Source organism: Methylobacterium sp. EM32 (assembly GCF_040593685.1).
Classification (GTDB): domain Bacteria; phylum Pseudomonadota; class Alphaproteobacteria; order Rhizobiales; family Beijerinckiaceae; genus Methylobacterium.
In genome coordinates this window covers 16545-42015 of sequence record NZ_JBEXZS010000067.1, presented here as the reverse complement: position 1 = coordinate 42015, position 25471 = coordinate 16545, and the positions used below count along the sequence as shown (strand labels likewise).

Below are 25471 nucleotides of genomic sequence, written 5' to 3'. Positions count from 1 at the left end.
ATGGACCCCCTCGTCCCCCTCCTGAAGACCGAGCACCTGACGATGCGCTTCGGCGGCGTCGTCGCCAACGACGACGTCAGTTTCACCCTCGGGGAGATGGAGCTGCGCTGCCTGATCGGCCCGAACGGCGCCGGCAAGAGCACCTTCTTCAAGATGCTCACCGGCCAGCTCACGCCCACCTCCGGCACCATCGCGTTCCGGGGCAAACCTCTCACCGGGTTGCAGAGCCACCAGATCGCCCGGCTCGGCATCGGTATCAAGACGCAGGTGCCGAACGTGTTCAACGGGCTGTCGGTGCGGGAGAACATCTGGCTCTCGGCCCGCCGCAAGACGACGCCGAAATTCACCGGGCCCCTCGTCGACGAGATCCTGGAGAAGATCCGGCTGACACATCTCGCCGGGGCCACCGTCGGCCAGCTCTCGCACGGACAGCGGCAATGGGTCGAGATCGGCACGGTGCTGGCGGGCGATCCCGACCTCATCCTCCTCGACGAGCCGGCGGCCGGCATGACCGACGAGGAGACCCACCGCACCGCCGAGATCATCCGCGAGATCAACAAGAGCCGGGCGATCGTCGTGGTCGAGCACGACATGGCGTTCATCAAGATGATCGCCCGCACGGTCACGGTGTTCCACCAGGGCCGGATCATGATGGAGGACGGGATCGACGCCGTGCTCGCCGACCGGCGGGTGCGCGACGTGTATCTCGGCAAGAAGGTGGCGGCATGAAGGGGGTGGCATGAGCGCGCTTCTCGACGTGGAAGACCTGCGGGCGAGCTACGGCCGGGTGCCGATCCTGATGGGCGTCGATTTCAGCCTGGCGCCCGGAGAATATCTCGGCATCCTCGGCCATAACGGCATGGGCAAGACCACGTTGATGCGGACCCTGATGGGCCACATCCCGGCCAGTGCCGGCGCGGTGCGCTTCGCGGGCGCCGAGGTCACGCGGCTGCCCATCCACCAGCGCGCCCGCCTCGGGATGGGCCTGGTGCCGCAAGGCCGCGAGATCTTCGCCACCCTCAGCGTGCGCGAGAACCTGCGCATGGGGCTCGCCAGCGCGCCCAAGGAGGATCCCCGCATCATCGACGACGTGCTCGCCGACTTCCCCCGCCTCGTGCGCCTGCTCGACCGGCGCGGCGGCGCCCTCTCGGGCGGCGAGCAGCAATTGCTGGCGCTCGCCCGCTGCCTCTGCACCCGGCCGAAGCTCGTCCTCCTCGACGAGCCGACGGAGGGCATCCAGCCCTCGATCATCGAGGAGATCATCGAGACGCTGCTCGCCTTGAAGAAGCGCTGGGACCTGTCGATGATCATCGTCGAGCAGAACCTCGACTTCATCACCTCGCTGTCCGACCGGGTGCTCGGCATCCAGAAGGGCCGCATCACCGGCGAGGTCTCGCGCGACGACCTGCTGGCGGGGCGAATCGGCATGGCGGCGGCGTGATCTCACACATATTCATTTCTCTCGACAGATGACCCACACTCCGCGTCATTCCGGGGCCGCGCAGCGGAGCCCGGAATCCAGACACTCAGGTCGTTCAGGAAGAAGCTGATCGCTCTTCATCTGTTTCTGCACCACCTGTGTTTCTGGATCCCGGGCTCTCGCCTTCGGCGAGCCCCGGGATGACGCGGAGGGATACGAACGCCGGCGTGAACTCTCGTCGCGCCGACCATCCCTAGTCACCACCGAGGAACCGCCCCATGGCCATCACCCGCCCGAGCGCCGACCAAGTCCGCGAGCTCGCCGCCAGCCTCCACATGTCGCTGTCGCCCGAGGAGGCCGCGGCCTACCGCGCCCTGATGGACGCCTCGTTCGACGCCTACGACGTCGTCGACGCCCTGCCCGATCACATCCCCCCGGTGAAGTATCCCCGCACCCCCGGCACCCGGCCGAGCGCAGAGGAGAACCCCCTCGGTGCCTGGTACTGGAAGAGCGAGGTGAAGGGCGCCGACACCGGCAAGCTCACGGGCAAGACCGTGGCGCTGAAGGACAACGTCGCGCTGGCCGGCGTGCCGATGATGAACGGCGCCTCGACCCTCGAAGGCTTCGTCCCCGCCTCCGACGCCACCATCGTGACCCGGATGCTGGATGCCGGCGCGACGATCCTCGGCAAGGCGGTGTGCGAGCATTTCTGCCTGTCGGGCGGCAGCCACACCTCGGATCCGGGGCCGGTCCACAACCCGCACCGGATGGGCTACTCGGCCGGCGGCTCGTCCTCGGGCAGCGGCGCGCTGGTGGCCGCCGGCGAGGTGGATCTCGCGATCGGCGGCGACCAGGGCGGGTCGATCCGCATCCCGGCCTCGTATTGCGGGATCTACGGGATGAAGCCGACCCACGGCCTCGTTCCCTATACCGGCGTGATGCCGATCGAGACCACGATCGACCATACCGGCCCGATGACCGCGAGCGTCGCCGACAACGCCCTGCTGCTCGAAGTCCTGGCCGGACCCGATGGGCTCGACCCGCGCCAGTACGCGCCGCAGGTCGCCGCCTACACGGAGGCGCTGAAGAAGGGCGCGAAGGGCCTGAAGATCGGCCTGCTGATGGAGGGTTTCTCGGCGCCCGGCATGCAGGAGGCGGTGGCCGACAAGGTCCGGGCGGCGGCGGCCCGGTTCGAGGGCTTGGGCGCCACGATCGAGGAGGTCTCGCTGCCGGCCTACAAGACGGCGGCGTCGGTCTGGACGCCGATCGGGCTGGAGGGCCTGACGCAGCAGATGATGCTCGGCAACGGCATGGGCTTCAACTGGAAGGGCGCCTACGATGTCGGCCTGTTCGACGCCCACTCCGCCTGGCGGGCCAAGGCCGACGACCTGTCCGAGACGCTGAAGATCTCGATGCTGATCGGCCAGTGGGGCCTGACCCACTATCGCGGCCGCTACTACGCCAAGGCGCAGAACCTCGCCCGCAAGGTGCGGGAGGATTTTGCCACCTGCTTCAAGACCTACGACCTGCTGCTGTGCCCGACCCTGCCCTGCACCGCCACCAAGCTGCCGGAGAAGGGCGCGCCGCTGGACGAAATCATCGTCCGCGCCTTCGAGATGGTCGCCTCGACCTCGCCGATGGACGTGACCGGCAATCCCTCGATGTCGATCCCCTGCGGCCTCGTCGACGGCCTGCCGGTCGGCCTGATGCTGACGGCGCGCGACTGGAACGAGAGCGCGATCTACCAGGCCGCCGCCGCCTTCGAGGCCGCCGGCGACTGGAAGACCTTCTGAGGGCGGGCCGGTGATGACGATCAGCGCCATCCTCCGCGCCAGGCCGGGTGCGGAGGCGACCCTGCGGGCCGCCCTCCTCGACGTGGCGGCCCACGTCGCGGCGAACGAGCCGGACACGGTCGGCTTCTTCGTCTCGCAGGATGCGGGCGATCCGACCCGCTTCACCACCTACGAGCGGTTTACCGACCAGGCGGCGATGGACCGGCATAACGGCTCGGCGGCGGTGGCGCGGTTCTTCGCCATCGCACAGCCGATCCTCGACGGCGAGGTCGTCCTGGTGACCGCCGACGAGATCTCGGCACGATGACCTCCCGCCGATGACTCCTTACGACACGGTGATCGTCGGCGCCGGCAGCGCCGGCTGCGTGCTTGCCGGGCGGCTCAGCGCCGACCCGGCGCGCCGGGTGCTGCTGCTGGAATCCGGCGGCGAACCGCCGCTCGGCGCTGTCATTCCGTCCGACTGGCCGAGCCTGTTCAATACCGGCGCCGACTGGGGCTTCCACACCGAGCCCCAAGTCGAATGCCGCGACCGCCGGATCTTCTGGCCCCGCGGCCGGATGCTCGGCGGCTCGGGCTCGCTAAACGCCATGATCTACCTGCGCGGCCTGCCCTCGGACTACGAGGCCTGGGAGGCGATGGGCTGCCCCGGCTGGGGCTGGCGCGACGTGCTGCCGGATTTCCTCTCGTCCGAGGACAATCGCCGCTTCGGCAACCACCCGCTGCACGGCACCGACGGTCCGTTGCCGGTCGAGGATTGCCCGTATCGCGACGAGGGCGAGACGCTCTGGCACGAGGCCGCCGTAGCGGCCGGTCATCCGGCGAACCCGGATTTCAACGGCGGAAGCCAGGAGGGCGTCGGCTTCTTCCAGCTGACCACCCGGGGCGGCGAGCGCTTCGGCACCAAGCGGGCCTATCTCGATCCGGCGCGGGAGCGGCCGAACCTCGCGATCGAGACCGGCGTGCTCGTCACCCGCCTCGTGATCGAGCACGGCCGCGCCGTCGGCGTCGAGTACCTGCGCGACGGCCGGCCCGAGCGGGCGCGGGCCGGGCAGGTCGTGCTCGCGGCCGGCGCCATCGCCTCGCCGCACCTCCTGATGCTCTCCGGCATCGGCCCGGCGGACGCGCTGAGGGCGGCCGGGGTCGCGCCTTTGCACGACCTCCCCGGTGTCGGCCAGGACCTGCAGGACCACCCGGCGATCACCCTCGCCTTCGCGGCCACGCGCCCGGTCGGCCTCGGCGCGATAGGCGCGGCCGAGAGCCTCGCGGAATGGCAGGCGCATCGCACCGGCCCGCGGATCTCGAACTGGGCCACGGCCGGCGGCCACGTCGCCACGCGGGCCGGGATCGAACCCGACCTCCAGCTCTACGGCATCGCCGCCCCGCATCGCGATTACGGCCGCTTCCTCTATCCGGGCTCCGGCTTCACCCTGTTCGCGGTGCTGCAACGGCCCGAGAGCCGCGGCGAGATCCGCCTGCGCTCGGCCGATCCGCTCACCGCGCCGGCGATCGACCCGCGCTATCTCTCGGACGAGGGCGGCCGCGACCTCGCCACCCTGGTCGAGGGAGTGCGGATCAACCGGGCCATCGCGGCGGCGGATCCGCTCGCCGCGGTGATCGCCCACGAGCTCAGCCCCTCAGCGGAATGCCGGGACGAGGCCGGCATCGCCCGGCACGTGCGCGGCCACCTCGCCTCGCTCTACCACCCGTCGAGCACCTGCCGGATGGGCACCGATCCCGGCGCGGTCATCGATCCGCAAAGCTTCGCGGTGCACGGGCTCGACGGCCTGTACGTCGCCGACGCCTCGGTGTTTCCGCGGATGATCTCGGCCAACCTGAACGCGACAGTGATCCTGGTGGCCGAGCGGGCGGCAAGAGCGCTGGCGGGGTGACGTGAAGGCCGGCCGAGATGAGCACCGCGCCTTCGAAAATCCCCGGTCGAGCGGTCGCAACGTCCCCGACGACGGCCAGAGCATTTCCCGACGAAGTGGAGACCGGTTCGTCGAAGCAAATGCAACCAAACAAAGACTTAGAGAGCTTCGCGATTGCACCGCGATCGTGAAGCGCTCTAAGCAGAGTTGCACGGGGCAACTCTGCTTAGCTCTTTGTTTTTGCATCATTTTTGCCGCCGAACCGGTGACCACTTCGGCGAATGATGCTTAGGTCCCGTCCTGCCCCGGCGGACCAGTCCACTCGGCTTATGACCGGCCGTCTCGCTCCCGGCTGGCATCGTCGTTGCTTAAGCCGTTCCGGACGCGACACGCATCGCGGGCCCGCCCAAGGCCCGGATCCGCCGGAGGGACAGTCATGGCATCGCTCACCGCCTCGCCGCCGTCGGCCTTCTCCTCGGCCCCTTCGCCTGCCCCGATCACGACCTTCGACACCACCGTGCTCGCGGAACGATACCGCTTCTCCTACTGGCGCGACGCGATCTGCGCGCATCTGAGCCCGTCGGAGACGATGCGGAAGATCGACGACGGACCGTTCTCGGCGCGGCTGCGCAAGGTGGCGCTCGGCAAGGTCAACGTCTGCGACATCCGGTTCTCGCCGATGGAGAACCGCCGCGACGCCGCCTGCCTGCGACGGATGCCGGACGACGACGTGTTCGTAGCGCTGATGAAGACCGGCACCGGCCGGCTGGTGCAGGACGACCGCTGCGCCCTTCCCTCCGTCGGCGACCTCGTGGTATACGATTCGGCCCGGCCGTTCCTGTGGGAGTTCGAGCAGGACACCCGGATGATCGTCGCCCGGATGGCCCGGCGGCAGATCGCGGCGCGGCTGCCCGACTTCGAGCACCTGGCCGCGCGGATCATCCGGCCCGACCAGCCGCTGGCCTCGACCCTCGCCCACACCCTCACCGACATCGTCGAACTGGAGAGCCCGCTGAGCGAGAGCGGCTCGCAGCGCCTCGGCAACGCGTTTCTCGAACTGCTCACCGCCTCGCTGGAGGCGAGCCTGACGGCGCCGGGTCGCAAGGTCGCCGAGGACGACCTGGTGCGCCAGGCCAAGACCTTCCTGCTCGCCCATATCGAGGATCCCGACCTCGACCTCGCCACGGTGGCGAACCGCCTCGGCGTGTCGCTGCGCACCCTGTGCCGTGCCTTCGCGGCGGATGGCACCACGGCGATCCGCTGGCTGTGGCAGCAGCGGCTGGCGCTGGCCCACCGGCTGCTTGAGGAGGGCCAGGCCCGCAATGTCGGGCAGGTAGTGATGCAATGCGGCTTCAGCGATTTCTCGCATTTCAGCCGGGCGTTCAAGAAGGCGTACGGGGTGATGCCGAAATCTGTGCTGCGGGCAGCGGGATAGTCTTCTTCGGCCCAGCGTAAATGCCAGCTCTCCCATCCTCCTTGTCATCCCGGAGCTCGACGAAGTCGAGAACCCGGGATCCATAACCGCTGATGAAGCTTGAAAAGGCGAATCGCATCCAGCTTCATCTTGCACCATCGGCGATTATGGATCCCGGGTTCCGCTGCGCGGCCCCGGGATGACCCTGTGAGGTGGAGGTCGAAGTGCCCATCCTCCTGCCCGGGCGAACGAGACTATCCCCGCGGCGCCAGCGCGATTACCGCCGCCCCCGCGAGGCACAGGGCGGCGCCGGCGCAATCGAATCGGTCCGGCCGCTGCCCTTCCATCACCCACAGCCAGGCGAGCGAGGCCGCGATGTAGATGCCCCCATAGGCCGCGAAGGCGCGGCCGGCGGCGTCCGACTCGGTCAGCGCCAGCAGGAACGCGAAGGCGCCGAGCGCCAGGCCCCCCGGAATCAGCCAGAGCGGCGACGCCGAGAGCCGCCACCAGGCCCAGACCGAGAAGCACCCGGCGATCTCGGCGAGCGCAGCGGCGGCGTACAGGAAGAAGGTCGGCATGGCGCGGCTTGTCCCACGCCACGCCGATGCGCGAAAGGTCAGGCGCGCCGCTTCATCAAGGCCGCCGCCGCGAGGCCAACGCCGGCCATCACCGCGCCGGTGGTGAGGGGATTGAGCTTTGCCCGCGTGTAGGTGCTGGTGTGACGCACCATTCCCGGATGGTCGCCGCGCACGTGGCCGTCCTGGGCCGGCCGGTGGAGGGCGCCGTTCGGATCGCGCGGCGGCTCGGCGCGCAGCTGCTGGCCCGCCATCACGCCGCCGAGACGGTCGAAGGTGCCGGGCGCGAGCTTCTTGAGACCCGTCATCGCCCGGCCGCCGCCGCCGACGATGATCTCGCGCTGCGGATACACCGCGGCGTGCAGGATCGCATGGGCGACCTCGTCCGGGTGATAGACCGGCGGCGGCAGCTTCGGCTCGCGGTCGAGGTAGTTGCGGGCGTGCTGCGGGAACGGGGTGTCGATCGCCGCCGGCTTGATCAGCGTCACCGAGACCGGCGCGTGGTCGAGGTCCAGCTCGGACCGGAGCGCGTCGGTGAAGCCGCGGATCGCGTGCTTGCTCGCCGAGTACATGCCCTGGAGCGGGATCGCGAGGTCGGAGGCGATGCTGCCGAGATTGATGATCGCGCCGCCGCGACGGCGAAGATGGGGTGCCGCCACCAGCGAGCCGTAGACCACGCCCCAGAAATTGGTCTGGAACAGCCGGTCGTGGTCCTCGTCCGACACCTCCTCCAGCCGGCCGTAGATCGAGATGCCGGCATCGTTGACCCAGGTGTCGAAGCCGCCGAAGCGCTGCACCGCCTTGTCGGCGATGGCCTGGACGTCCTCGCGCCGGCCGACATCGGCGACGACGTGGGTCGCCTCGCCGCCCGACGCCTCGATCTCCTCCTGGATCGCCGCCAGCGCCTCGGCGTTGCGCGCGGCGAGCACCACCCGGGCGCCCGCCCGCGCCGCCCTACGGGCCGTGGCGAGCCCGATGCCGCTGGAGCCGCCGGTGATGACGATCACCTGCTCGCCGAGGGGCTTGTGGGCGTGGCTCATGGAATCCTCCGTACAGGATGGGGGTATCCAGGCCCTAACGATGACGGGCGCGCTTCGTTCATTCCATCGATGGCAGATACCCCCAGCCATATCTCGAACCTCTGGCACGCGCCCGCACAAGCTATTGGACAGGCGGTCACCGCACCCCCATGATCCGCGCCGCGGCGAGGCCCCCGACGCCAAACTCCAGAGGGGTCCGTGCGCGCGGTATAAGTCAGGGAGGAAGCCGATGGCTGGGACGGGTCGTGCCGGGATGCTCACGCGGCGCGAGGCGCTGGTCGGTGCAGGCGCTGCGGGAGCGAGCCTGATGCTGCCGGGCGGTTCTGCTTTCGCGCAAGGGGCCAAGCCCGCCGAGCTGAAGGTCGGCATCGCCACCTACCTGTCCGGCCCGGCGAGCGTGTTCGGCGTCCCCGGCCGCCAGACCGCCGAGATGCTGTTCGACGAGATCAACGCCGCCGGCGGCATCGCGGGCGTCAAGGTGCGGCCGATCTTCGTCGACGAGGGCCCGGGCGTCGACCACGTCGTCGGAGAGTACCGGCGCCTCGTCCAGTCGGAAGGCGTGCACCTGATCTTCGCGGCGATCTCGTCGGCCGATTGCATCGCCTGCGCGCCGCTCGCCGACGAGCTGAAGCGGCCGACGCTGCTGTGGGATTGCGGCACCCAGCGCATCTTCGAGGACAACCGCTACAATTACGCCTTCCGCACCCAGGCCAACGCGACGCCGGAGATCCTGGCGGCGCTCCTCTACCTCTTGAAGGTGAAGCCAGACTTCAAGTCGATCGCGGTGATCAACCAGGACTATGCCTGGGGCCGCGATTCCTGGGACATTTTTCGCACGGCGATGAACACCCTGAAGCCCGGGGTGAAGGTCTCGGCCGAGCTGTTTCCCCGCTTCGGCGCCACCGACTTCTCGACCGAGATCACCCGCGTGCTGGCGCTCAGGCCCGACGTCGTTCTCTCGACCTCCTGGGGCGGCGACCTCGACGCGCTGATCCGCCAAGCCTCGGACCGCAAGCTGTTCGAGCGCTCGACCTTCGTGATGCCGCTCGCCGAATCCTCGCTCCAGCGCGTCGGCAAGGCGCTGCCGGCCGGCCACATCGTCGGCGCCCGCGGCGACCACTGGTTCCTGCACCCGTCGCCGGCCGACCCGGATCGGCTGAAGCGCTTCAGCGACAGTTACCGCGCCAAGTACAATGCCTGGCCGATCTACCCCTGCTTCCACATGGCCCAGGCCGTCTCGGCGATGAAGGCCGGCATCGAGAAGGCGGTGGCGGCGAAGGGCGGCGGCTGGCCGACCGACGCCGAGCTGGCGGCCGCCTTCAAGGGCCTCGAGTTCCCCTCGCCCACCGCCAGCGTGCGCATCCGCGAGGACGGCCAGGGCCTCGAGAACCAGCTCATCGGCACCACGCTGCACTCCGACAAGTACCCGTTCCCGGTGCTCACCGACATGATCGTCTTCCCGGCCGAGTCCGTGACGACGCCGGTCGGCCAGAAGAGCGCCGACTGGCTGAAGACGCTGACCCCCGACATGGTGGACAAGCTCCCGCAGGCGCAGGCCTTCAAGAGCTGATGGCCTGGTTGTCGGAGAACGGGATCCTCGTCGGGCTGGCGTTGCTCGACGGGCTGTCCTACGCCGCCGCCGTCTTCATGGTGGCGGTGGGGCTGAATCTGGTGTTCGGCGTGCTGCGGGTGCTCAACGTCGCCCATGGCAGCCTCTACGCCATCGGCGGCTACGCCGCGGCCTCGCTCGGGCTGTTCGCCGCCTCCCTCGGCGCGCCGCCCTGGCTCGGCTTGCCGATCCTGCTCGCGGCGTCCGTGCTGGTCGGCGTGGTGCTCGGGCCGGTGATCGAGCGGCTGCTGCTTCGCCGGATGCAGGACCGCGAGCCGGTGCTGCAGCTCCTCGTCACCTTCGCGCTGTTCATGATCCTGGAGGACCTGCAGAAGCTGGTCTGGGGCGTGCAGCCGGTGGTGTTCGACGCGCCGCTGAAGTGGCTCGGCACCGTCGACGTGCCGTTCGGCCAGGACGTGATCCCGTTCACCGCCTATCAGCTCTACGTGCTGCCCGGCGTCGCCCTCGCGACGCTGGCGATCCTCGCCTATGTGCTCCGCTATACCCTCACCGGCCGGATGGTCGTCGCGGTCACGGTCGACCGCGAGGCGGCCCGCGCCATGGGGATCGACGCCGCCAAGGTGACGATGCTCACCTTCACGGTCGGCGCCGCGCTGGCGGCGCTCGGCGGCGCGCTCGCCGCCCCCACCGTCTCGCTGGTGCCGGGCGTCGGCGCCTCGACCATCGTGCTCTCCTTCGCGGTGGTTGCGACCGCGGGCCTCGGCCAGATCGAGGGCGCGGCCGTCGCCGCCCTCCTCATCGGCCTCGGCCGCTCCTTCGCGGTCTACGTCGCGCCGGAATTCGAGGTGGTGGTGCCCTACGCCATCATGGTGGCGGTGCTGCTGTTCCGGCCCCAAGGCCTGTTCGGCGTGGCGGAGACCCGGCGGATATGAGCTGCATCCTTGGAGGCGCCGCGCCATGACCCGCCGCTCCGAAACCCTGCTCGCGCTCGCCGGCGCCGCGCTGATCGTCGCACTCGCCTACGCGGTGCCGTGGCTGCGCTTCGTCCTCACCATCGCGCTCGCCAAGGGCCTGGCAGTGCTTGGCATCCTGCTCCTGCTGCGCGCCGGCCAGGTCAGCTTCGGCCATGCACTCTACCTCGCGCTCGCCGCCTACACGGTGGCGTTCGGGGCGATGGCCATGCCGGAGGCCCTGCTGCTCGTGCCCCTCGCGGCGATCCTCGCCGGCCTGCTCGGCCTGCTGATCGGGCTCTTCGTGGTGCGCTACCGCGAGATCTTCTTCGGCATGCTGAATCTCGCCCTCAGCATGGTGTTCTATTCGGTACTCGAGAAATTCTATGCCCTCACCCACGGCGCCGACGGTATCCGGCTGCCGCCCGTGACGTTCCTCGGCCGGCCGCTCGCCGGCGAGGCGGGGGAGTGGACGGTTCTCGGCATGGCGCTCGTCCTGGCTCTGGCCTGCGGCGCCCTGGTGCGGGTCGCTCTGGCCTCTCCGCTCGGCGAGGCGCTCGCCGGCATCAAGACCCGCGAGACCCGGCTCGACTTCATGGGCGTGTCGCCCAAGCGCGTGCTGCTCGCCGCCTACGTGGCGTCCGCCGTGATGGCGGGCTTCGGCGGGGCGATCATCGCGCTCACCACCCGCCACGTCACCCCGGCGCTCAGCTACTGGACCACGTCCGGAGAGCTCGTCTTCATCGCGATCCTCGGCGGCGCCGGCAGCGTCATCGGCCCGTTCCTCGGCGCCGCGGCCTACGAGCTGACCCGGGTCTACGCCGCGGCCACCTTCGCCAATGCCTGGCAATTGGTGCTCGGCCTCGTGCTCCTCGGCGTCATCGTGTTCGCGCCGGGCGGCCTCTGGGGCATGATCGCGAGCCGCAGGAGGGCCGCATGACCGCGCTCCTCCAGGCCCGTGACCTGCGCCTCGCCTTCGGCGGCCTCAAGGCCGCCGACGGGATCGACCTCGACGTCGAGGCCGGCGAGTTCCTGGCGATCATCGGCCCGAACGGCGCCGGCAAGACCACCTTCATCAACATGACGACCGGCTACCTGAAGCCGCAGAGCGGCTCGATCGCCTTCGAGGGCAAGCCGATCCTCGGCCTGTCGCCGCGCCGCATCGTCGATCTCGGCGTCGCGCGCAGCTTCCAGCTGCCGCAGCTCTTCACCGAGCACACCGTCTTGCAGAACGTGGCGCTCGCGGTGGCGGCCCGCGAGGGCGTGTGGTCGGTGCTGACCCCGCTGCTCCGCCCGCGCTTCCGCGACGAGGCGGCGGAGCTGATCGGGCGCTTCGGCCTCACCCGCATCCTAGATGTGCGGGCCGACGCTCTCAACGAGGGCGCGCGCAAGCTCGTCGACATCGCCATGGCGGTGGCGCTCCGCCCCCGCCTCCTCCTGATGGACGAGCCGACGAGCGGCGTCGCCGCGGCCGAGAAGATGGCCATCGTCGAGACCCTGGTGCGGGTCCTGCGCGAGGCGCGGGTGACGGCGGTGTTCGTGGAGCACGACATGGAGGTGGTCGGGCGCTTCGCCGACCGGGTGGCGGTATGGGGCCAGGGCAAGATCGCGGCGCTCGGACCGCCGGCCCAGATCCTCAACGACCCGGAGGTGCAGCGCACGGTGATCGGCGTCGCCCCGGCGGGAGGCGCCCATGCTGCGGCTTGAGGGGGCGGCGGTGGAAATCGCCGGCGCACCGGTCCTTCGCGGCGTCTCGCTCCAGGTGCCGCCGGGCGGGCGCGTGGCCTTGATCGGCCGCAACGGCGCCGGCAAGACCACGACCTTGCGGGCCCTGATGGGGCTCCTCCCCCTCCAGGCCGGCCGGCTGGTGCTCGACGGGCAGGAAGCCGGCAGCGTCCCGGCGCATCACCGCGCGCGGCTCGGCATCGGCTACGCGCCGGAGGAGCGCAAGCTGTTCGGCAGCTTCACGGTGCAGGACAACCTGCTGCTGCCGGCCCAGGTGCTGGGGCTGCCGAAGGCGGAGGTCGCGCGGCGGCTCGATTCCGTCTACGCGCTGCTGCCGGAGCTGAAGGACTTCGCCCCCCGCAAGGCGGCGGGCCTGTCGGGCGGCCAGGGCAAGATGGTGGCGCTCGGCCGGGCCCTGATGGTCGGCACCCGCGCGGTGCTCCTCGACGAGCCGTTCCAGGGTCTCGCCCCGGCTCTCGCCCTTCGCTACGCCGAGGCCCTGGCCCGCCTGCGGGCGGCCCTCCCCGACGTCGCGATCCTGATCACCGAGAGCAGCCCCGACCTGCTGCGGGCCCTCGTCGACACCACCATCCAGATCGAGCGCGGCGAGATCTCGGCCGCCTGACCAAGGAGTGTTTCCCATGAGGCTGAACGGCAAGGTCGCGATCGTCACCGGTGCCGGCGGCGGGTTCGGCGAGGGCATCGCCAAGCGCTACGCCGAGGAAGGCGCCAAGGTCGCGGTGCTCGACCTGCGCGGCGATGCCGCCGAGCGCGTCGCCAAGGAGATCGGCGCGTCGGCGATCGCCATCGCGGCCGATGTCGGCAGCGCCGAGGACGTGCAGGCAGCCGTCGCGCGCACCACCGAGGCCTTCGGCACGCCGCAGATCCTCGTCAACAATGCCGGCACCACTCACCGCAACCAGCCGCTGATGGAGGTCGACGAGGAGGCCTTCGACCGGGTCTTCCGGGTCAACGTGAAGTCGATCTTCCACTTCGTCCGGGCGCTGGCGCCGGCGATGCGCGACAATGGCGGCGGCGTGATCCTGAACGTCGGCTCGACCGCCGGCATCCGGCCCCGTCCCGGCCTGACCTGGTACAACGCCTCGAAGGGGGCGGTGAACCTGATGTCGAAGTCGCTCGCCGTCGAGCTGGCGCCGTGGAAGATCCGCGTCAACGCGCTCTGCCCGGTGATGGGCGAGACCGGCCTCCTCGAGGCCTTCATGGGCGTGCCCGACACCCCGGAGAACCGGGCGAAGTTCGTCGCCACGATCCCGCTCGGCCGGATGTCGCGGGCCACCGACATCGCCAACGTGGCGCTGTTCCTCGCCTCCGACGAGGCGGAGTTCATCACCGGTGTGGAGATGCCGATCGACGGCGGACGGACAGTCTGACTGAGGCCGAGCCCGCGCCCCCGGTCCGGGGACGCGGGCCCGTCCCGCCTCAGCGGGATGCCGGCAGCGACTTCACGCTGGCGCAGATCGTCCCCACCTCCTCGAAGGAGCGCAGGGACGCCTCGGTGACGGTGCGGGCATCCTCGACCAAGCTCTGCACGCTCTCGCGCATCATCTCGCTCTGGAGCATCGAGAATTCCTGGATCGTACGGGCGCTGGCGAGGCGCTTCATGCCCTCCAGGTTGCGCTGCCAGCGCTTCTGGCCGAGCTCGACCGAGCTCCGCCAAGCATCCTGCATCGCGTGGCTCATCACCGTGCCGCAGCGGCTGACGGCCTCGGCGTTCTTCCGCGCCTGCTCGGCGAACCGCGCCCCGTCCTCGCTGCCGACCCCCATCGTTCGCTGCAATTGATCGCTGAACTCGCGTGCCGTGCGTGAGACCGTCTCGACGCCGATCTGCATGATCTGCTGCGCGGTGTCGGCGGTTCGTCCTTGCAGCGCGCCGGCCTTGTCGAGGCTGTCCTTCGCGAGGTCGGCCATTCGGGACGCCTGCGCGGCGCCGTTCTCGATTCCGTTGGATGCGCCGTCGAGGGCGCCTTTCATCGGCTCGGTCTTCTTGGCCTGTTCGGATTGCTGCGTCGTCGCCATTTCGCTTCTCCTGGTTTTTGCCAATCGATGCGCCTCGGCCCCATTCCTCCCCAGGATGGAATTCGTGTGATGATTTCTTCTATTTTTGTTATATTTTGACACCGCTGTTCTTGTGGTTTTGCGATGCGATAGGCATGAAATACAACTCACGGGAGCGTGCGATAACATACGATATGGTCGAAAATTTTGATGCGAGGCGGGATTACGCGCGAGGATCCGCAGGCTGCCGCCCGAACCGAAGCCCTCTCCGTCATCCCGGGCTCCGCTGCGCGGGCTCGGGATGACGGAGAGGGCTTCGATTTCTCCCGCCAACTCAAGCCGGCTTTCAAGCCGACCCGACGCTCAACGCGGCTGGCACGTCTCGCAATAGAACGTCGACCTTCCCGACTGCACCAGCCGCCGCACCACCCCGCGGCAGCCCTTCGCCGTACATCCCAGCCCCTCCCGGTCGTAGACCCGGAACGCGTGCTGGAACGCCCCCTGGCTGCCGTCGGTGTGGACGTAATCGCGCAGGGTCGAGCCGCCCGCCGCCACCGCCTCGGTCAGCACGTCGCGGATCACGGTGGCGAGGCGCTTGGCCTTCGCGGTCGGGCGGCCGGCGGCATCCGCCAGCGTTCCCGCCGGCGCCTCCGGATGGAGCTTCGCCCGGTGCAGGGCCTCGCAGACGTAGATGTTGCCGAGGCCCGCGATCAGCCGCTGGTCGAGGAGCGCGGCCTTGAGCGGCGTGCGCTTCGCCCTGAAGAGATCCGCGATCGCCTCGCCGGACAGCTCATTACCGAGCGGCTCGATGCCCATGCCGGCGAAGTGGCGGCAGGTCGCGAGGTCGGCCGACGGCACGAGGTCCATGAAGCCGAAGCGGCGGGCGTCGTTGTAGACAACCCTGGCGCCGTTCGAGAGCGCGAACCGGACGTGGTCGTGCTTGCCTTGGCCTTGCGCCCCGTCGAGGTAGAAGTCGCCGGGCGAGAGGTTACGGCCGTCGGGCAGCTGCACGTCGAACCGCCCGCTCATCCCGAGATGCATGATCAGCGCCTCGCCGGAGGAGAGGTCGGCGACGAGGTACTTGGCGCGCCGCGACAGGGCGGTCACCTCCTGGCCCTGCACCCGCTCGGCGAAACGGGCTGGGAAGGGAAAGCGCAGGTTCGGCCGGTTCAGCACGACTTCGGTGAAGCGGGCGCCGACCATCGCCGGCTCCAAGCCGCGGCGCACGGTCTCGACTTCGGGCAGTTCGGGCATGACATCCTGGATGCGGGCGGAGAGCCCTCGATCCGTGAGATGGGGGCGCGGCGCCGCTTTCGCCAATCCGGCGCCGAGGTTCGGCCGGCTCCGCCCGTTCACCTGACCTTAGGTCAGTGTCCGTATGTTTCTAAACCGGGGCGGTGGGGGATCGAACGCGATCATGGCCCGCCGCCGGAGCCGGCGGAGCGTGCGATGAAGGTTGTCCACACCACTGGGGTCGCGGCCCTCGCGATGCTGCGACGCACCCGCGAGGAATCCGGCGCGCCGCAGGTCACGCCCCCGAGCCTCGCGCTGCAGGACCCGGAGAGGGAGACGAACGACGACCCCCTCGCCGTCGGCCAGGGCGCCGGCACGAAGGCCCGGGCTGCGACGAATGCGGCCCTGTTCAGCGTGAACCGCGTGACCGGCGAGAAGCTGCTGATCCGTCGTGTCGAGCAGCTAGGCCAGGTGCTCGGCCTCGACCGGTCGGACTACGGGGATTTCGGCGACTTCATGAGGGCGGTCAAGGAAACCCTGATCCAGGTGACCGCGAAGCCGGGCGGCGCGATGATGATCGAGACGATCGCCGCCCGGATGAAGCTGGACCCCGACACGGTCGCGGCCCTGAAGGCGCAGAAGACGCCCGACATGCTGTTTCGTATCATCGAGAAGTATCTCGGGCTGGATCGGCTCGGCCTCTCGCTCGATCGCCTCGTCACCGCCGCGCAAAATCTGCAGGGCGCCGAGGCGGAGAAGATCATCGAGCTCTTGCTGCGCGAAGGCGGCCTGTCGAAGTCGGACAAGGCCGGTCAGGCGCAGATCTTGGTCAGGACTGACGAGGCGGGGCTGTACCGGGTCGCGACCAAGCCGGGAGCCTGACCCGCGGCGATTGGCGGCCTGTGGGCGCGACGACGCGCACGCCTGGCCAAGATGGTGCTTTCCCCTCACCTTCGCTATGCAGGCCGCCACGACAGGGGACCTGATGGCATGGCCGGCGACGAGACCAGCACCGATTTCGGCTTCGAGCGCGTCCGGCTCGCGGAGAAGCAGGACCGCGTCAACGAGGTCTTCCGCTCGGTGGCCAAGCGCTACGACCTGATGAACGACCTGATGTCGGGGGGTCTGCACCGGGCGTGGAAGAGCGCCTTCGTGTCGACCCTCCGGCCCTCGCGCACCCGGCCGTTCCGGCTGCTCGACGTCGCCGGCGGCACCGGCGACATCGCGTTCCGCACGCTGGAAGCCGGCGGGCCCGACACCAAGGTCACGGTCCTCGACATCAACGAGGCGATGCTCGGCGTCGGCCGCGAGCGCGCCGGCCATCGGTACGGCTCGCGGATCGATTTCGTCGCCGGCAACGCCGAGTCGCTGCCGCTTCCGTCGAACACCTTCGACGCCTACACCATCGCCTTCGGCATAAGGAACGTGCCGCGGATCGAGCTGGCCCTCCAGGAAGCGCACCGGGTGCTCAAGGTCGGCGGGCGCTTCCTGTGCCTCGAATTCTCGCATGTCGACGTGCCGGGGCTCGACAAGATCTACGAGGCCTACTCGTTCAAGGTCATCCCGCGGATCGGCTCGCTGGTCGCCGGCGACAAGGAATCCTACCAGTACCTCGTCGAGTCGATCCGTCGCTTCCCGACGCCGGGCTCCTTCGCCCGGATGATCGAGGAGGCGGGCTTCGGCCATGTCACCCACCGGCCGCTCTCGGGCGGCATCTGCGCCATCCATTCCGGCTGGAAGCTCGCGTGAGGCATTCCCCGTGCTGAGCCTCGTCGCCCACCTCGCGCGGGGCATCCATGTCGGCTGGGTGATGGCCCGCGAGGGCGCCCTCGCCTTCGTGGACGCCGCCGAGCTGCCGCCGCACCTGCGCCTCGTCCTGCGGCTCGGCCGCAAGCTCGAACGCCCGGGCCTCGGCCCCGGCCGCCTGCCCGCCGCGCTGACGCGGCTCGGCCCCTCCTACGTCAAGTTCGGCCAGTTCCTGGCGACGCGGCCCGACATCGTCGGCATGGCGGCGGCGCGCGACCTGGAGCGGCTGCAGGACCGCGTGCCGCCCTTCCCGCAAGCGGTCGCGGTCGCGACCCTCGAGGCCACCCTCGGCAAGCCGGTCCACGAGCTGTTCACCGCCTTCAGCGAGCCGATCGCCGCCGCCTCGATCGCCCAGGTCCACAAAGCGCACTTGCGCGATCCCGACGGGACCGAGCGGGTGGTCGCGGTTAAGATCATGCGGCCGGGGGTGCGCGAGCGCTTCGCCCGCGACATCCAGGCGATGCGCTTCATGGCTCGGGTGGTCGAGGCCCTGCGCCCCGAGGCCGAGCGCCTGCGCCCGCGCGAGGTGGTGGAGACGCTCGCCCGCTCCGTCGCGATGGAGATGGACCTCAGGCTCGAGGCCGCCGCCCTCTCGGAGCTCGCCGAGAACATCAAGGACGATCCCGAGTTCCGGGTGCCGCAGCCGGTCTGGGAGCTGACCGGCCGCGACGTGCTGGCGAGCGAATGGATAGACGGCATTCGCCTCAACGACCGCACGGCGATCGTGGCCGCCGGCCACGACACGGCGGCTCTCGGGCGGACGGTGATCCAGTCCTTCCTGCGGCACGCGATCCGGGACGGCTTCTTCCACGCCGACATGCACCCGGGCAACCTGTTCGTCGATCCGGCCGGGCGCCTGGTGGCCGTCGATTTCGGCATCATGGGCCGGCTCGGGATCAAGGAGCGCCGCTTCCTGGCGGAGATCCTCCTCGGCTTCATCCTGCGCGACTACCGCCGGGTGGCGGAGGTGCATTTCGAGGCCGGCTACGTGCCCTCGCACCACTCCGTCGACGATTTCGCGCAGGCGATCCGGGCGATCGGCGAGCCGATCCACCAGCGCCGGGCCGACGAGATCTCGATGGCGAAGGTGCTGACGCTGCTCTTCGACGTCACCGCGCTCTTCGACATGAGCACCCGCACCGAGCTGGTGATGCTCCAGAAGACCATGGTGGTGGTCGAGGGCGTCGCGCGCTCGCTCGATCCGCGCCTCGACATGTGGACCACAGCCGAGCCGGTGGTGCGCACCTGGCTCACCCGCAACCTCGGACCGATCGGCCGGGCCGACCAGGCCCGCCGCGCGGTGCTGACGCTCGCCGACGTGGTCGCCGACGTGCCCGACCTGGCGCAACGCGCCAAGCGGCTGCTCGTGCGCCTCGACGAGGAGGGCCTGCGCGAGGTGTCTCGGGTGGAGCGCCGCATCCGCATCGAGACCAAGCGGATGGTGTGGTCGACCCTCGCGCTCTGGGTGATCGCCGGGTCGCTGCTGGCGATCGCCCTGCGCTGAGGCGGGAGGCGCGGGCGGGCCGGCGGTGCCCGCCTTGCCATCATTCCGCGACCGCCGCCGGGCCTAACCCAGCGGCCGGCGGACTCATACAATTTCCGTTTAATCCGATCAGATAAAGATTAGGCGCGTCTCCCCTCTCCCGTGTGGGAGAGGGGCCGGGGGTGAGGGTGACACGCTTCCGTGTGAAGCGGAGAGCGTCGTGCTGGCAGCTCGACGATCAGCGCTCAATCCTGAAACGTATCACCCTCACCCCTACCCCTCTCCCACACGGGAGAGGGGATCCCGCGACTTTCCAAATTCGAACAGATCAAGCGGAAACTGTTTCACTCCGCGATCTCGATCCGCGCCTCGACCCCGAGCAGGCGCCCGAGCCCGCGCAGGCGGTTCGACAGGCGGTCGCTGGCGAGGTCGCGCAAGGATGGCGGCAGGGTCAGGACGATGGCGCCGTCGCGCATCGCGAGCGGCGTGCGCGGCAGGATGCCCTCCATCGCCACCGAGACCGGGAAGGCGACGCGCAGGAGCGCGCCGAGCAGGCGCGCCTGCTCGAACAGGCGCGGGCCGGCGAGCTGGCGCAGGAGCGGGCTCGCCTTGTCGGGCGCGACGCCCTCGTGGCGGAAGAACACCGCCACGGCGAGGTAGGCGCGGCCCGGATGGTCGATGCCGGTGAAGGAGGCGTGGGCGATGACGTTGAGGCTCTGCTCGCCGCGGTAATCCGGGTGGGTGCGCCAGTTGACGTCGGCGAGCAGGCAGGCGGCGTGGCGCAGGCGCCGCTCGTCGGCGGTCTCCGGCGTCGACAGGCTCGCCATGAAGGCGTCGGTCCAGGCCTGCAATTCGGGACCGTGTCCGGGGCTGCGGCAGCGCAGGCGGTTGAGCTCGGCGGCCGCCATCAGCAGCGGGTCGCGGGCGCGGGCGGCGACGTCGAGCTTCTCGTAGAGCAGGCCCTCGCGCACGCCGGTGGCCGAGATCGCGATCTCGCGCGGGCGCCCGGAGCGGATCACCTCCTCGAGCACCACCGCGCCGTAGGCCAGCAGCGGCCGGCGCGCCTCGGACACGCTCTCGACGGCGGCGAGCGTCGCGGCGTCGGACTGCTCGACGACCTGGAGGAAGGACACCTCGTCGTTCGGCTCGATCGTATAGCCGTGCATCACGTGCAGGCGGTAGTCCCGCGCCGCCTGATGCAGGCGGGCGAGCGCCCGCCAGGTGCCGCCGACGGCGTAGAAGGTGCGACCCCTCAGCGTGTCGAGCTGCGGACCCGCCTTCTTCAGCGCATCGGCGGCGATCTTGCGGGCTTTCTTCAGCGAGCCGCCGCTGAGGTCCTGGAGGGCGAGGCCGCCGAGGGGCATGGTCACGCCGCTGCCGACCGCCGAGCCGCGCAGGTCGACGAGCTCCAGGCTGCCGCCGCCGAGATCGCCGACCACGCCGTCCGGCGCGTGGAAGCCCGAGATGATGCCGTAGGCCGAGAGCTCCGCCTCGCGCCGGCCCGACAGAAGCTCGATCGGGTGGCCGCAGGCGGCCTCGGCCGCCTCCAAGAAGGCCGGGCCGTTCTCGGCGTCGCGGGCGGCGGCGGTGGCCAGCACGAAGACCTGGCCGACATGCATGGTCTCGCACAGGACCCGGAACCGGGCTAGCGCCTGGAGGGCGCGGCGCACCGCCTCCTCGTTGAGGCGGCCGGTGGTCAGCACGTTGCGGCCGAGGCCGCACAGGACCTTCTCGTTGTAGAGCGGCGTCGGCGCCCGGCTGATGCCCGAATAGGCGACCAGCCGGACGGAGTTCGAGCCGATGTCGATGATGGCAACAGGGGTGCCGGGCTCGATCCGAGCGAGCGCGGCTTCATCGAGGGCGGTACGATCCAGGCCCATCCAGGTCCTCATGACGGAAGCGCCGCCCGATCCGGAGGACCCTGGAACCCGCCCGGGCCCTTAGGTCAGGCGCGCTGGGCGCGCCGGCTGAGCGCGCGCGGACTCGATTTCTTCGATGCCTTCCCGCGGCCCGACAGGCTCGGGTTGGTCATGAAATACTTGTGCGCGTTAAAGGGTTCCTCGCCCTCGGCGGGCTCGATCCGCTCGCTCGCGCCCGACGCCAGTACACGCCAGCTCTGCTGGTTGTCGAGGAGATTCGCCATCATGATCTGGTCGAGCACCTGCTGGTGCACCGTCGGGTTGAGGATCGGCAGCATCGCCTCCACCCTGCGGTCGAGGTTGCGGCTCATCAGGTCCGCCGACGCGATGTAGACCCGCGCCTTGGGGTGGGGCAGCCCGACGCCGTTGCCGAAGGCGTAGACCCGGCCGTGCTCCAGGAAGCGCCCGACGATCGACTTGACCCGGATGTTCTCCGACAGGCCCGGCACCCCGGGGCGCAGGCAGCAGATGCCGCGCACCACGCAATCGATCGAGACGCCGGCCTCGCTCGCGTCGTAGAGCGCGTCGATGACCTGGGTGTCGACGAGGGAGTTGCACTTGATCCAGATCGCGGCCGGCCGCCCGGCCTTGGCGTGGGCGATCTCCTCGGCGATGTGCTCCAGGAGGCGCGCCTTCATGGTCAGCGGCGAGACCGCCATCCGCTCCAGCTCCGCCGGCTCGGCGTAGCCGGTGATGAAGTTGAAGATCCGCGAGACGTCACGCCCGATCACCGGGTCGGCGGTGAAGAACGACAGGTCGGTGTAGATCCGGGCGGTGATCGGGTGGTAGTTGCCGGTGCCGACGTGGCAGTAGCTCACGAGGCGGTCGCCCTCGCGTCGCACCACCATCGAGAGCTTGGCGTGGGTCTTCAGCTCGATGAAGCCGAACACCACCTGCGCGCCGGCCTTCTCGAGGTTGCGGGCCCAGCGGATATTGGCTTCCTCGTCGAAGCGCGCCTTCAGTTCGACCAACGCCGTCACCGACTTGCCGGCTTCCGCGGCTTCCGCCAGGGCCGCGACGATCGGCGAGTTCGACGAGGTGCGGTAGAGCGTCTGCTTGATCGCCACCACGTTCGGGTCGCGGGCGGCCTGGGACAGGAACTGCACCACCGAGTCGAACGACTCGTAGGGGTGGTGGACGATGAAGTCCTTCTGGCGGATCGCCGCGAAGCAGTCGCCGCCGCTCTCGCGGATACGCTCGGGGAAGCGCGGGTTGTAGGACTTGAACTTGAGGTCCGGCCGGTCGATCCCGACGATCTGCGAGAGTTCGTTGAGCGCCAGCATCCCCTCGACGACGAAGACGGCGTCGGACGAGATCTCCAGCTCGTCGGCGACGAAGGTGCGCAGATCCTCCGGCATGGTGGCGACGACTTCGAGGCGGATCACCACGCCGCGGCGGCGCTGCTTCAGCGCCGTCTCGAAGTGGCGCACCAGGTCCTCTGCCTCCTCCTCGATCTCGAGGTCGGAATCGCGCACGACCCGGAAACCGCCCTGCCCCTTCACCAGGTACCCCGGGAACAGGCGGCTGGTGAACAGGACGATCACCTGCTCGATGGCGATGAAGCGGGCGGTGCCGCTGCCGCCGGGATCGGGCAGGCGCACGAAGCGGTCGATGATCGAGGGCAGGCGGATCAGCGCCCGCAGCACCCTGGCGTCGCGCGGGCGCACCAGGGTCAAGGCGATGGTCGAGCCGAGATTCGGGATGAACGGAAAAGGATGCGCCGGGTCGATGGCGAGCGGCGTCAGCACCGGGAAGATGTGCTGGAGGAAGTAATCCTCGAGCCAGGCCGCTTCCTCGGCGGACAGGTCCAGCGCCTCGACGAGGTCGATGCCGGTGGCGTGCAGGTCCTCGCGCAGCTCGCTCCAGCGCCGCTGCTGGTCGCGGGCGAGCCCGGTGACCTCGGCATCGATGCGGGCGAGCTGCTCGGCTGGCGACAGGCCGTCGGCCGACGGCGCGGTCAGCCCGGCGCGGACCTGGTCGTGCAGGCCGGCGACCCGCACCATGAAGAACTCGTCGAGGTTGTTGGCCGAGATCGACAGGAAGCGCAGCTGCTCGAGCAGCGGGTGGCCCGCATTCGAGGCCTCTTCCAGCACCCGGCGATTAAATTGCAGCCAGGACAATTCGCGGTTGACGTAGCGGCCCGGCTCGTGGCGGAGCGCCCGGCCGGCGGCGACGGCCTCGGCCTTGGCCTTCCGGGCGGCGTCCTTCGCGGTCTCGGCCGCGACGGCGGGGCGGCGGGCCTCGGGATCGGCCTTGTCGTTGACCTTGGCCTCGATCTTGGCGTCGGCGAGGATCTCCGCCTCGTCGCGCCGAGCGCCCTCCACCTTCTCCGGTGTCGCCTCGGTCTCGTCGAGGACCGGGATAGCACTGGCTCCGGCAGTGGTGTCCGACACGATGGCTCCTCCTTGGATCGATGCCGGGGCGCGGCTCTCAGCCCTCCCCGGTGACAGGTCAGTTTGACATTTGCGTGAACGGCGCGGGAGTTGTCCGTTCGCGCCGGCACGGTTTCCCGCGCGGTTCCCCGGGCTCATTCCTCGTCGCCTTCGTCGAGCGTCCCCTCGCCGTCGCCGTCCCCCTGCCCTTCCAGCGCCACCAGGGTGGCGAGGGCCAGCGGCCGGGTGATGCGTCGGCGCCGGCTCAACCCCTCCCGGTCGAGGACCGCCACCACGTCGCGGGCGCGGGCCAGCGAGCGGTCGAGGCGGAGCGCCAGCGCGTCGACCACGCTGGTGTCGACGACGAGCTGGCGGTCGAGGAAGAGCTTGACCAGCACGACCTTGAGCAGGGCCTCGTCCGGGGGCGCGAGACTGACGCCGGGCGCGAGGCGCAGGCGCGAGCGCAGGTCGGGGATGGCGATCCCCCAGGCCTCGACCGGCCCCGACCCGGTCACCACCACGCTCGAGGACCGCTCGCGGGCAAGGTTGAGGAGGTGGAACAGGGCGGCCTCGTCGCGGCCCTCAGGCCGGTCGGCATCCTCGATCACCAGGGCGTCGGCGCGGCTGAGATCCGGCACCGCCTCCGCCGTCACGGCGGCGACCGGCACCGTGAGCGCACCGGCGCGCTCGGCGAAGATCGCCGCGAGGTGGCTCTTGCCGCTGCCCGGCGGGCCAGTGAGCACGAGGACGCGGTCCGGCCAGTCGGGCCAGGCCTCGATGCGGGCATAGGCCGCCTCGTTCGAGGGGCTGACCAGGAAGTCCTCGGAGCCGAAGCGAGGGGCGACGGGCAGATCGAGGGCGAGCTGGCGCGGGTGGTCGGGCATGCGGGGTCGGGGTCTCGCGCGGTCAGGGCTTCGATATGGCGGGCGGGGCGGGTTTCGCCACCGTGACCGCGGCGGCCCCTGCATCAGGGGCGAGGATCGGCGTGCCGTCGTGATAGAGGCGGCTCGCGAGGTAGCGCTTGACCCCGAAGCGGGCGATGACGCCGAGCGCCGCCGCCACCGGCACCGCCAGCAGCAGGCCGAGGAAACCGAACAGCGAGCCGAAGGCGAGGAGCGCGAACATCAGCCAGACCGGGTGCAGCCGCACCGCGTCGCCGACGAGCTTCGGCTGGAGCACGTTGCCCTCGAGGAACTGCCCGACCAGGAATACCCCGACCGTCAGCAGCACCGAGACCCAGTCGGGCCAGAACTGCACCAGGGCGACGCCGGTGGAGAGCAGGAAGCCGGTGAGCGAGCCGACATACGGGATGAAGGTGAGAAAGCCGGCCATCAGGCCGATCAGCACGCCGAAATTGAGCCCGACCAGCCACAGGCCGACGGCATAGAACGTGCCGAGGATCAGGCAGACCAGGCTCTGCCCGCGGATGAAGGCGGTGATCGCCCCGTCGATCTCTGTGGCGAGCATCCGGGCGGTCGGGCGGTGGCGCGGCGGCACCCAGCGGTCGAGGGTCGCGATCATCCGGTCCCAGTCGACGAGCAGATAGAACGCGACGACCGGCGTCACGACCAGCAGCGAGACGATGCCGACGACCGCCTGGCTGCCCGACCACAGCGAGCGCAGGAAGCCGAGGATCCAGGCCACCGCCTGGCCCATCAGGTTGCCGACGGAGGATTGCAGCTCCTGGAGCGCGCCGTGGCCGCCGGCCCGCTCGATCAGCGGACCCGCCCGCTCGGCGATGATCCCCTGGAGCTTGGCGATCATCGCCGGCAGCGAGGCGACGAGCGCCGCGACCTGGTTCGCCGCGAGCGGCACGACCAGGATCAGGGCGAGGATCAGCCCGAGCAGGAACACCGCCAGGATGATCAGCGTCGCGGCGAGCCGCCCGACCCCGAGCCGCTCCAGCCGGTCGGCAACGGGATCGAGGGCGTAGGCGAGCGCCGCGCCGGCCACGAAGGGCAGCAGCACGTCGCGCAGCTGGTAGAGCAGGAACACCAGGAGGGCGAGGACGGCCAGGGTGATGGCGGCCCGGCGTTGGATCGGCATGCGCGCTGGCCTCGTCCCATCACGCGAATCCGTCGCGCCCGGCCGGTCCGAGATGGAAGGACGGCGCCGCAGGGTCAAGCCCGGTCTGCGGGCACCCCGTGATTCCGGCGCAGGGCTCCCTGTGGAAACGAGTTAACAAACAATATCCTGACGATCAAAAATAAAATATCGGCGTCTGGACGACGTCCATTTTCTTTATCGTCTTGCCATTGCCGAAGGGAAACAAATCGGATAAATAGGA

General features: G+C 69.9%; 23 protein-coding genes. 15 read left to right on the top strand and 8 right to left on the bottom strand.

Annotation, left to right across the window (positions count from 1 at the left end; all coding sequences use genetic code 11):
* The 6 genes from ABZT49_RS10170 to ABZT49_RS10145 all read left to right on the top strand — a co-directional run bounded on the left by ABZT49_RS10170 (position 1) and on the right by ABZT49_RS10145 (position 6516).
* Positions 1-729: an ATP-binding cassette domain-containing protein gene (locus ABZT49_RS10170; protein ID WP_093566328.1), complete on the top strand. Its 729-nt coding sequence runs from the start codon at positions 1-3 to the stop codon at positions 727-729.
* Between the two features lie 10 nt (positions 730-739).
* Entirely contained in the window at positions 740-1441 is a 702-nt protein-coding gene (locus tag ABZT49_RS10165) for an ATP-binding cassette domain-containing protein (protein ID WP_355285854.1), read from the top strand.
* A 257-nt stretch (positions 1442-1698) separates the two neighbouring features.
* Positions 1699-3213 carry an amidase gene (locus ABZT49_RS10160; protein WP_355285852.1) on the top strand — a complete coding sequence of 505 codons (1515 nt, stop codon included), beginning with the start codon at positions 1699-1701 and terminating at the stop codon, positions 3211-3213.
* A 10-nt stretch (positions 3214-3223) separates the two neighbouring features.
* The gene (locus tag ABZT49_RS10155) at positions 3224-3520 is read left to right on the top strand and encodes a putative quinol monooxygenase (RefSeq protein ID WP_355285850.1); all 297 of its coding nucleotides are present in this window, start codon (positions 3224-3226) and stop codon (positions 3518-3520) included.
* A gap of 10 nt (positions 3521-3530) precedes the next feature.
* A complete protein-coding gene (locus ABZT49_RS10150) occupies positions 3531-5102 on the top strand; it encodes a GMC family oxidoreductase N-terminal domain-containing protein (protein ID WP_355285848.1) in 1572 nt (523 codons plus the stop codon).
* A gap of 415 nt (positions 5103-5517) precedes the next feature.
* Positions 5518-6516, top strand: a complete 999-nt coding sequence (locus ABZT49_RS10145; RefSeq protein WP_355285846.1) for a helix-turn-helix domain-containing protein — start codon at positions 5518-5520, stop codon at positions 6514-6516.
* Between the two features lie 233 nt (positions 6517-6749).
* On the opposite strand, the gene ABZT49_RS10140 is transcribed toward ABZT49_RS10145, so the two are convergent.
* The gene (locus ABZT49_RS10140; RefSeq protein WP_355285844.1) at positions 6750-7073 is read right to left on the bottom strand and encodes a YnfA family protein; all 324 of its coding nucleotides are present in this window, start codon (positions 7071-7073) and stop codon (positions 6750-6752) included.
* Between the two features lie 38 nt (positions 7074-7111).
* Positions 7112-8110, bottom strand: coding sequence for an SDR family oxidoreductase (locus ABZT49_RS10135; RefSeq protein WP_355285843.1), 999 nt, complete (start codon positions 8108-8110; stop codon positions 7112-7114).
* Between the two features lie 229 nt (positions 8111-8339).
* Between ABZT49_RS10135 and ABZT49_RS10130 the strand changes: the two genes are divergently transcribed.
* From ABZT49_RS10130 to ABZT49_RS10105, 6 genes are read left to right on the top strand one after another with little or no spacing between them, the layout of a single operon-like run.
* Complete coding sequence (locus ABZT49_RS10130; RefSeq protein WP_355285841.1) at positions 8340-9680, top strand: ABC transporter substrate-binding protein; 1341 nt, start codon at positions 8340-8342, stop codon at positions 9678-9680.
* Positions 9680-10612 (top strand): branched-chain amino acid ABC transporter permease, encoded by a 933-nt coding sequence (locus tag ABZT49_RS10125; RefSeq protein ID WP_093566319.1) that lies wholly within the window; start codon positions 9680-9682, stop codon positions 10610-10612. The genes ABZT49_RS10130 and ABZT49_RS10125 overlap by 1 nt, the downstream gene beginning before the upstream one ends.
* A gap of 25 nt (positions 10613-10637) precedes the next feature.
* Positions 10638-11570 (top strand): branched-chain amino acid ABC transporter permease, encoded by a 933-nt coding sequence (locus ABZT49_RS10120; RefSeq protein ID WP_355285838.1) that lies wholly within the window; start codon positions 10638-10640, stop codon positions 11568-11570.
* Positions 11567-12337, top strand: coding sequence for an ABC transporter ATP-binding protein (locus ABZT49_RS10115; protein WP_355285837.1), 771 nt, complete (start codon positions 11567-11569; stop codon positions 12335-12337). The genes ABZT49_RS10120 and ABZT49_RS10115 overlap by 4 nt, the downstream gene beginning before the upstream one ends.
* Positions 12324-12980 carry an ATP-binding cassette domain-containing protein gene (locus ABZT49_RS10110; RefSeq protein ID WP_355285836.1) on the top strand — a complete coding sequence of 219 codons (657 nt, stop codon included), beginning with the start codon at positions 12324-12326 and terminating at the stop codon, positions 12978-12980. The genes ABZT49_RS10115 and ABZT49_RS10110 overlap by 14 nt, the downstream gene beginning before the upstream one ends.
* A 16-nt stretch (positions 12981-12996) precedes the next feature.
* Complete coding sequence (locus tag ABZT49_RS10105) at positions 12997-13746, top strand: SDR family oxidoreductase (RefSeq protein WP_355285834.1); 750 nt, start codon at positions 12997-12999, stop codon at positions 13744-13746.
* Between the two features lie 49 nt (positions 13747-13795).
* On the opposite strand, the gene ABZT49_RS10100 is transcribed toward ABZT49_RS10105, so the two are convergent.
* A complete protein-coding gene (locus ABZT49_RS10100) occupies positions 13796-14392 on the bottom strand; it encodes a phasin family protein (protein WP_355285832.1) in 597 nt (198 codons plus the stop codon).
* A 342-nt stretch (positions 14393-14734) separates the two neighbouring features.
* A complete protein-coding gene (gene mutM / locus ABZT49_RS10095; RefSeq protein WP_355285831.1) occupies positions 14735-15625 on the bottom strand; it encodes a bifunctional DNA-formamidopyrimidine glycosylase/DNA-(apurinic or apyrimidinic site) lyase in 891 nt (296 codons plus the stop codon).
* Positions 15626-15664: 39 nt separating this feature from the next.
* On the opposite strand from mutM, the gene ABZT49_RS10090 reads away from it, so the two are divergent.
* From ABZT49_RS10090 to ubiB, 3 genes are all read left to right on the top strand, one after another.
* A complete protein-coding gene (locus ABZT49_RS10090; protein WP_355285829.1) occupies positions 15665-16486 on the top strand; it encodes a hypothetical protein in 822 nt (273 codons plus the stop codon).
* A gap of 108 nt (positions 16487-16594) precedes the next feature.
* Entirely contained in the window at positions 16595-17353 is a 759-nt protein-coding gene (gene ubiE / locus ABZT49_RS10085; RefSeq protein ID WP_355285827.1) for a bifunctional demethylmenaquinone methyltransferase/2-methoxy-6-polyprenyl-1,4-benzoquinol methylase UbiE, read from the top strand.
* A 10-nt stretch (positions 17354-17363) separates the two neighbouring features.
* Positions 17364-18914: a 2-polyprenylphenol 6-hydroxylase gene (gene ubiB / locus ABZT49_RS10080; protein WP_355285825.1), complete on the top strand. Its 1551-nt coding sequence runs from the start codon at positions 17364-17366 to the stop codon at positions 18912-18914.
* Positions 18915-19237: 323 nt separating this feature from the next.
* Here the strand turns inward: ubiB and ppx are convergent, their stop codons facing one another.
* The 4 genes from ppx to ABZT49_RS10060 form a co-directional block, all read right to left on the bottom strand.
* Entirely contained in the window at positions 19238-20773 is a 1536-nt protein-coding gene (gene ppx, locus ABZT49_RS10075; protein WP_355285824.1) for an exopolyphosphatase, read from the bottom strand.
* A 65-nt stretch (positions 20774-20838) separates the two neighbouring features.
* Positions 20839-23088 carry an RNA degradosome polyphosphate kinase gene (locus ABZT49_RS10070; RefSeq protein WP_407943480.1) on the bottom strand — a complete coding sequence of 750 codons (2250 nt, stop codon included), beginning with the start codon at positions 23086-23088 and terminating at the stop codon, positions 20839-20841.
* 251 nt (positions 23089-23339) lie between these two features.
* Complete coding sequence (locus ABZT49_RS10065) at positions 23340-24068, bottom strand: hypothetical protein (protein WP_355285822.1); 729 nt, start codon at positions 24066-24068, stop codon at positions 23340-23342.
* Positions 24069-24090: 22 nt separating this feature from the next.
* Positions 24091-25224 carry an AI-2E family transporter gene (locus ABZT49_RS10060; protein WP_355285871.1) on the bottom strand — a complete coding sequence of 378 codons (1134 nt, stop codon included), beginning with the start codon at positions 25222-25224 and terminating at the stop codon, positions 24091-24093.
* Between the last annotated feature and the right edge of the window lie 247 nt (positions 25225-25471).

Excerpts from the sequence above, each read along its gene's own strand:
- ABZT49_RS10170 (WP_093566328.1), top strand. The coding sequence starts at position 1 with ATGGACCCCCTCGTCCCCCTCCTGAAGACCGAGCACCTGACGATGCGC.
- ABZT49_RS10165 (WP_355285854.1), top strand. The coding sequence starts at position 740 with ATGAGCGCGCTTCTCGACGTGGAAGACCTGCGGGCGAGCTACGGCCGG.
- ABZT49_RS10160 (WP_355285852.1), top strand. The coding sequence starts at position 1,699 with ATGGCCATCACCCGCCCGAGCGCCGACCAAGTCCGCGAGCTCGCCGCC.
- ABZT49_RS10150 (WP_355285848.1), top strand. The coding sequence starts at position 3,531 with ATGACTCCTTACGACACGGTGATCGTCGGCGCCGGCAGCGCCGGCTGC.
- ABZT49_RS10145 (WP_355285846.1), top strand. The coding sequence starts at position 5,518 with ATGGCATCGCTCACCGCCTCGCCGCCGTCGGCCTTCTCCTCGGCCCCT.
- ABZT49_RS10140 (WP_355285844.1), bottom strand. The coding sequence starts at position 7,073 with ATGCCGACCTTCTTCCTGTACGCCGCCGCTGCGCTCGCCGAGATCGCC.
- ABZT49_RS10135 (WP_355285843.1), bottom strand. The coding sequence starts at position 8,110 with ATGAGCCACGCCCACAAGCCCCTCGGCGAGCAGGTGATCGTCATCACC.
- ABZT49_RS10130 (WP_355285841.1), top strand. The coding sequence starts at position 8,340 with ATGGCTGGGACGGGTCGTGCCGGGATGCTCACGCGGCGCGAGGCGCTG.
- ABZT49_RS10125 (WP_093566319.1), top strand. The coding sequence starts at position 9,680 with ATGGCCTGGTTGTCGGAGAACGGGATCCTCGTCGGGCTGGCGTTGCTC.
- ABZT49_RS10120 (WP_355285838.1), top strand. The coding sequence starts at position 10,638 with ATGACCCGCCGCTCCGAAACCCTGCTCGCGCTCGCCGGCGCCGCGCTG.
- ABZT49_RS10115 (WP_355285837.1), top strand. The coding sequence starts at position 11,567 with ATGACCGCGCTCCTCCAGGCCCGTGACCTGCGCCTCGCCTTCGGCGGC.
- ABZT49_RS10110 (WP_355285836.1), top strand. The coding sequence starts at position 12,324 with ATGCTGCGGCTTGAGGGGGCGGCGGTGGAAATCGCCGGCGCACCGGTC.
- ABZT49_RS10105 (WP_355285834.1), top strand. The coding sequence starts at position 12,997 with ATGAGGCTGAACGGCAAGGTCGCGATCGTCACCGGTGCCGGCGGCGGG.
- ABZT49_RS10100 (WP_355285832.1), bottom strand. The coding sequence starts at position 14,392 with ATGGCGACGACGCAGCAATCCGAACAGGCCAAGAAGACCGAGCCGATG.
- mutM (WP_355285831.1), bottom strand. The coding sequence starts at position 15,625 with ATGCCCGAACTGCCCGAAGTCGAGACCGTGCGCCGCGGCTTGGAGCCG.
- ABZT49_RS10090 (WP_355285829.1), top strand. The coding sequence starts at position 15,665 with ATGGGGGCGCGGCGCCGCTTTCGCCAATCCGGCGCCGAGGTTCGGCCG.
- ubiE (WP_355285827.1), top strand. The coding sequence starts at position 16,595 with ATGGCCGGCGACGAGACCAGCACCGATTTCGGCTTCGAGCGCGTCCGG.
- ppx (WP_355285824.1), bottom strand. The coding sequence starts at position 20,773 with ATGGGCCTGGATCGTACCGCCCTCGATGAAGCCGCGCTCGCTCGGATC.
- ABZT49_RS10065 (WP_355285822.1), bottom strand. The coding sequence starts at position 24,068 with ATGCCCGACCACCCGCGCCAGCTCGCCCTCGATCTGCCCGTCGCCCCT.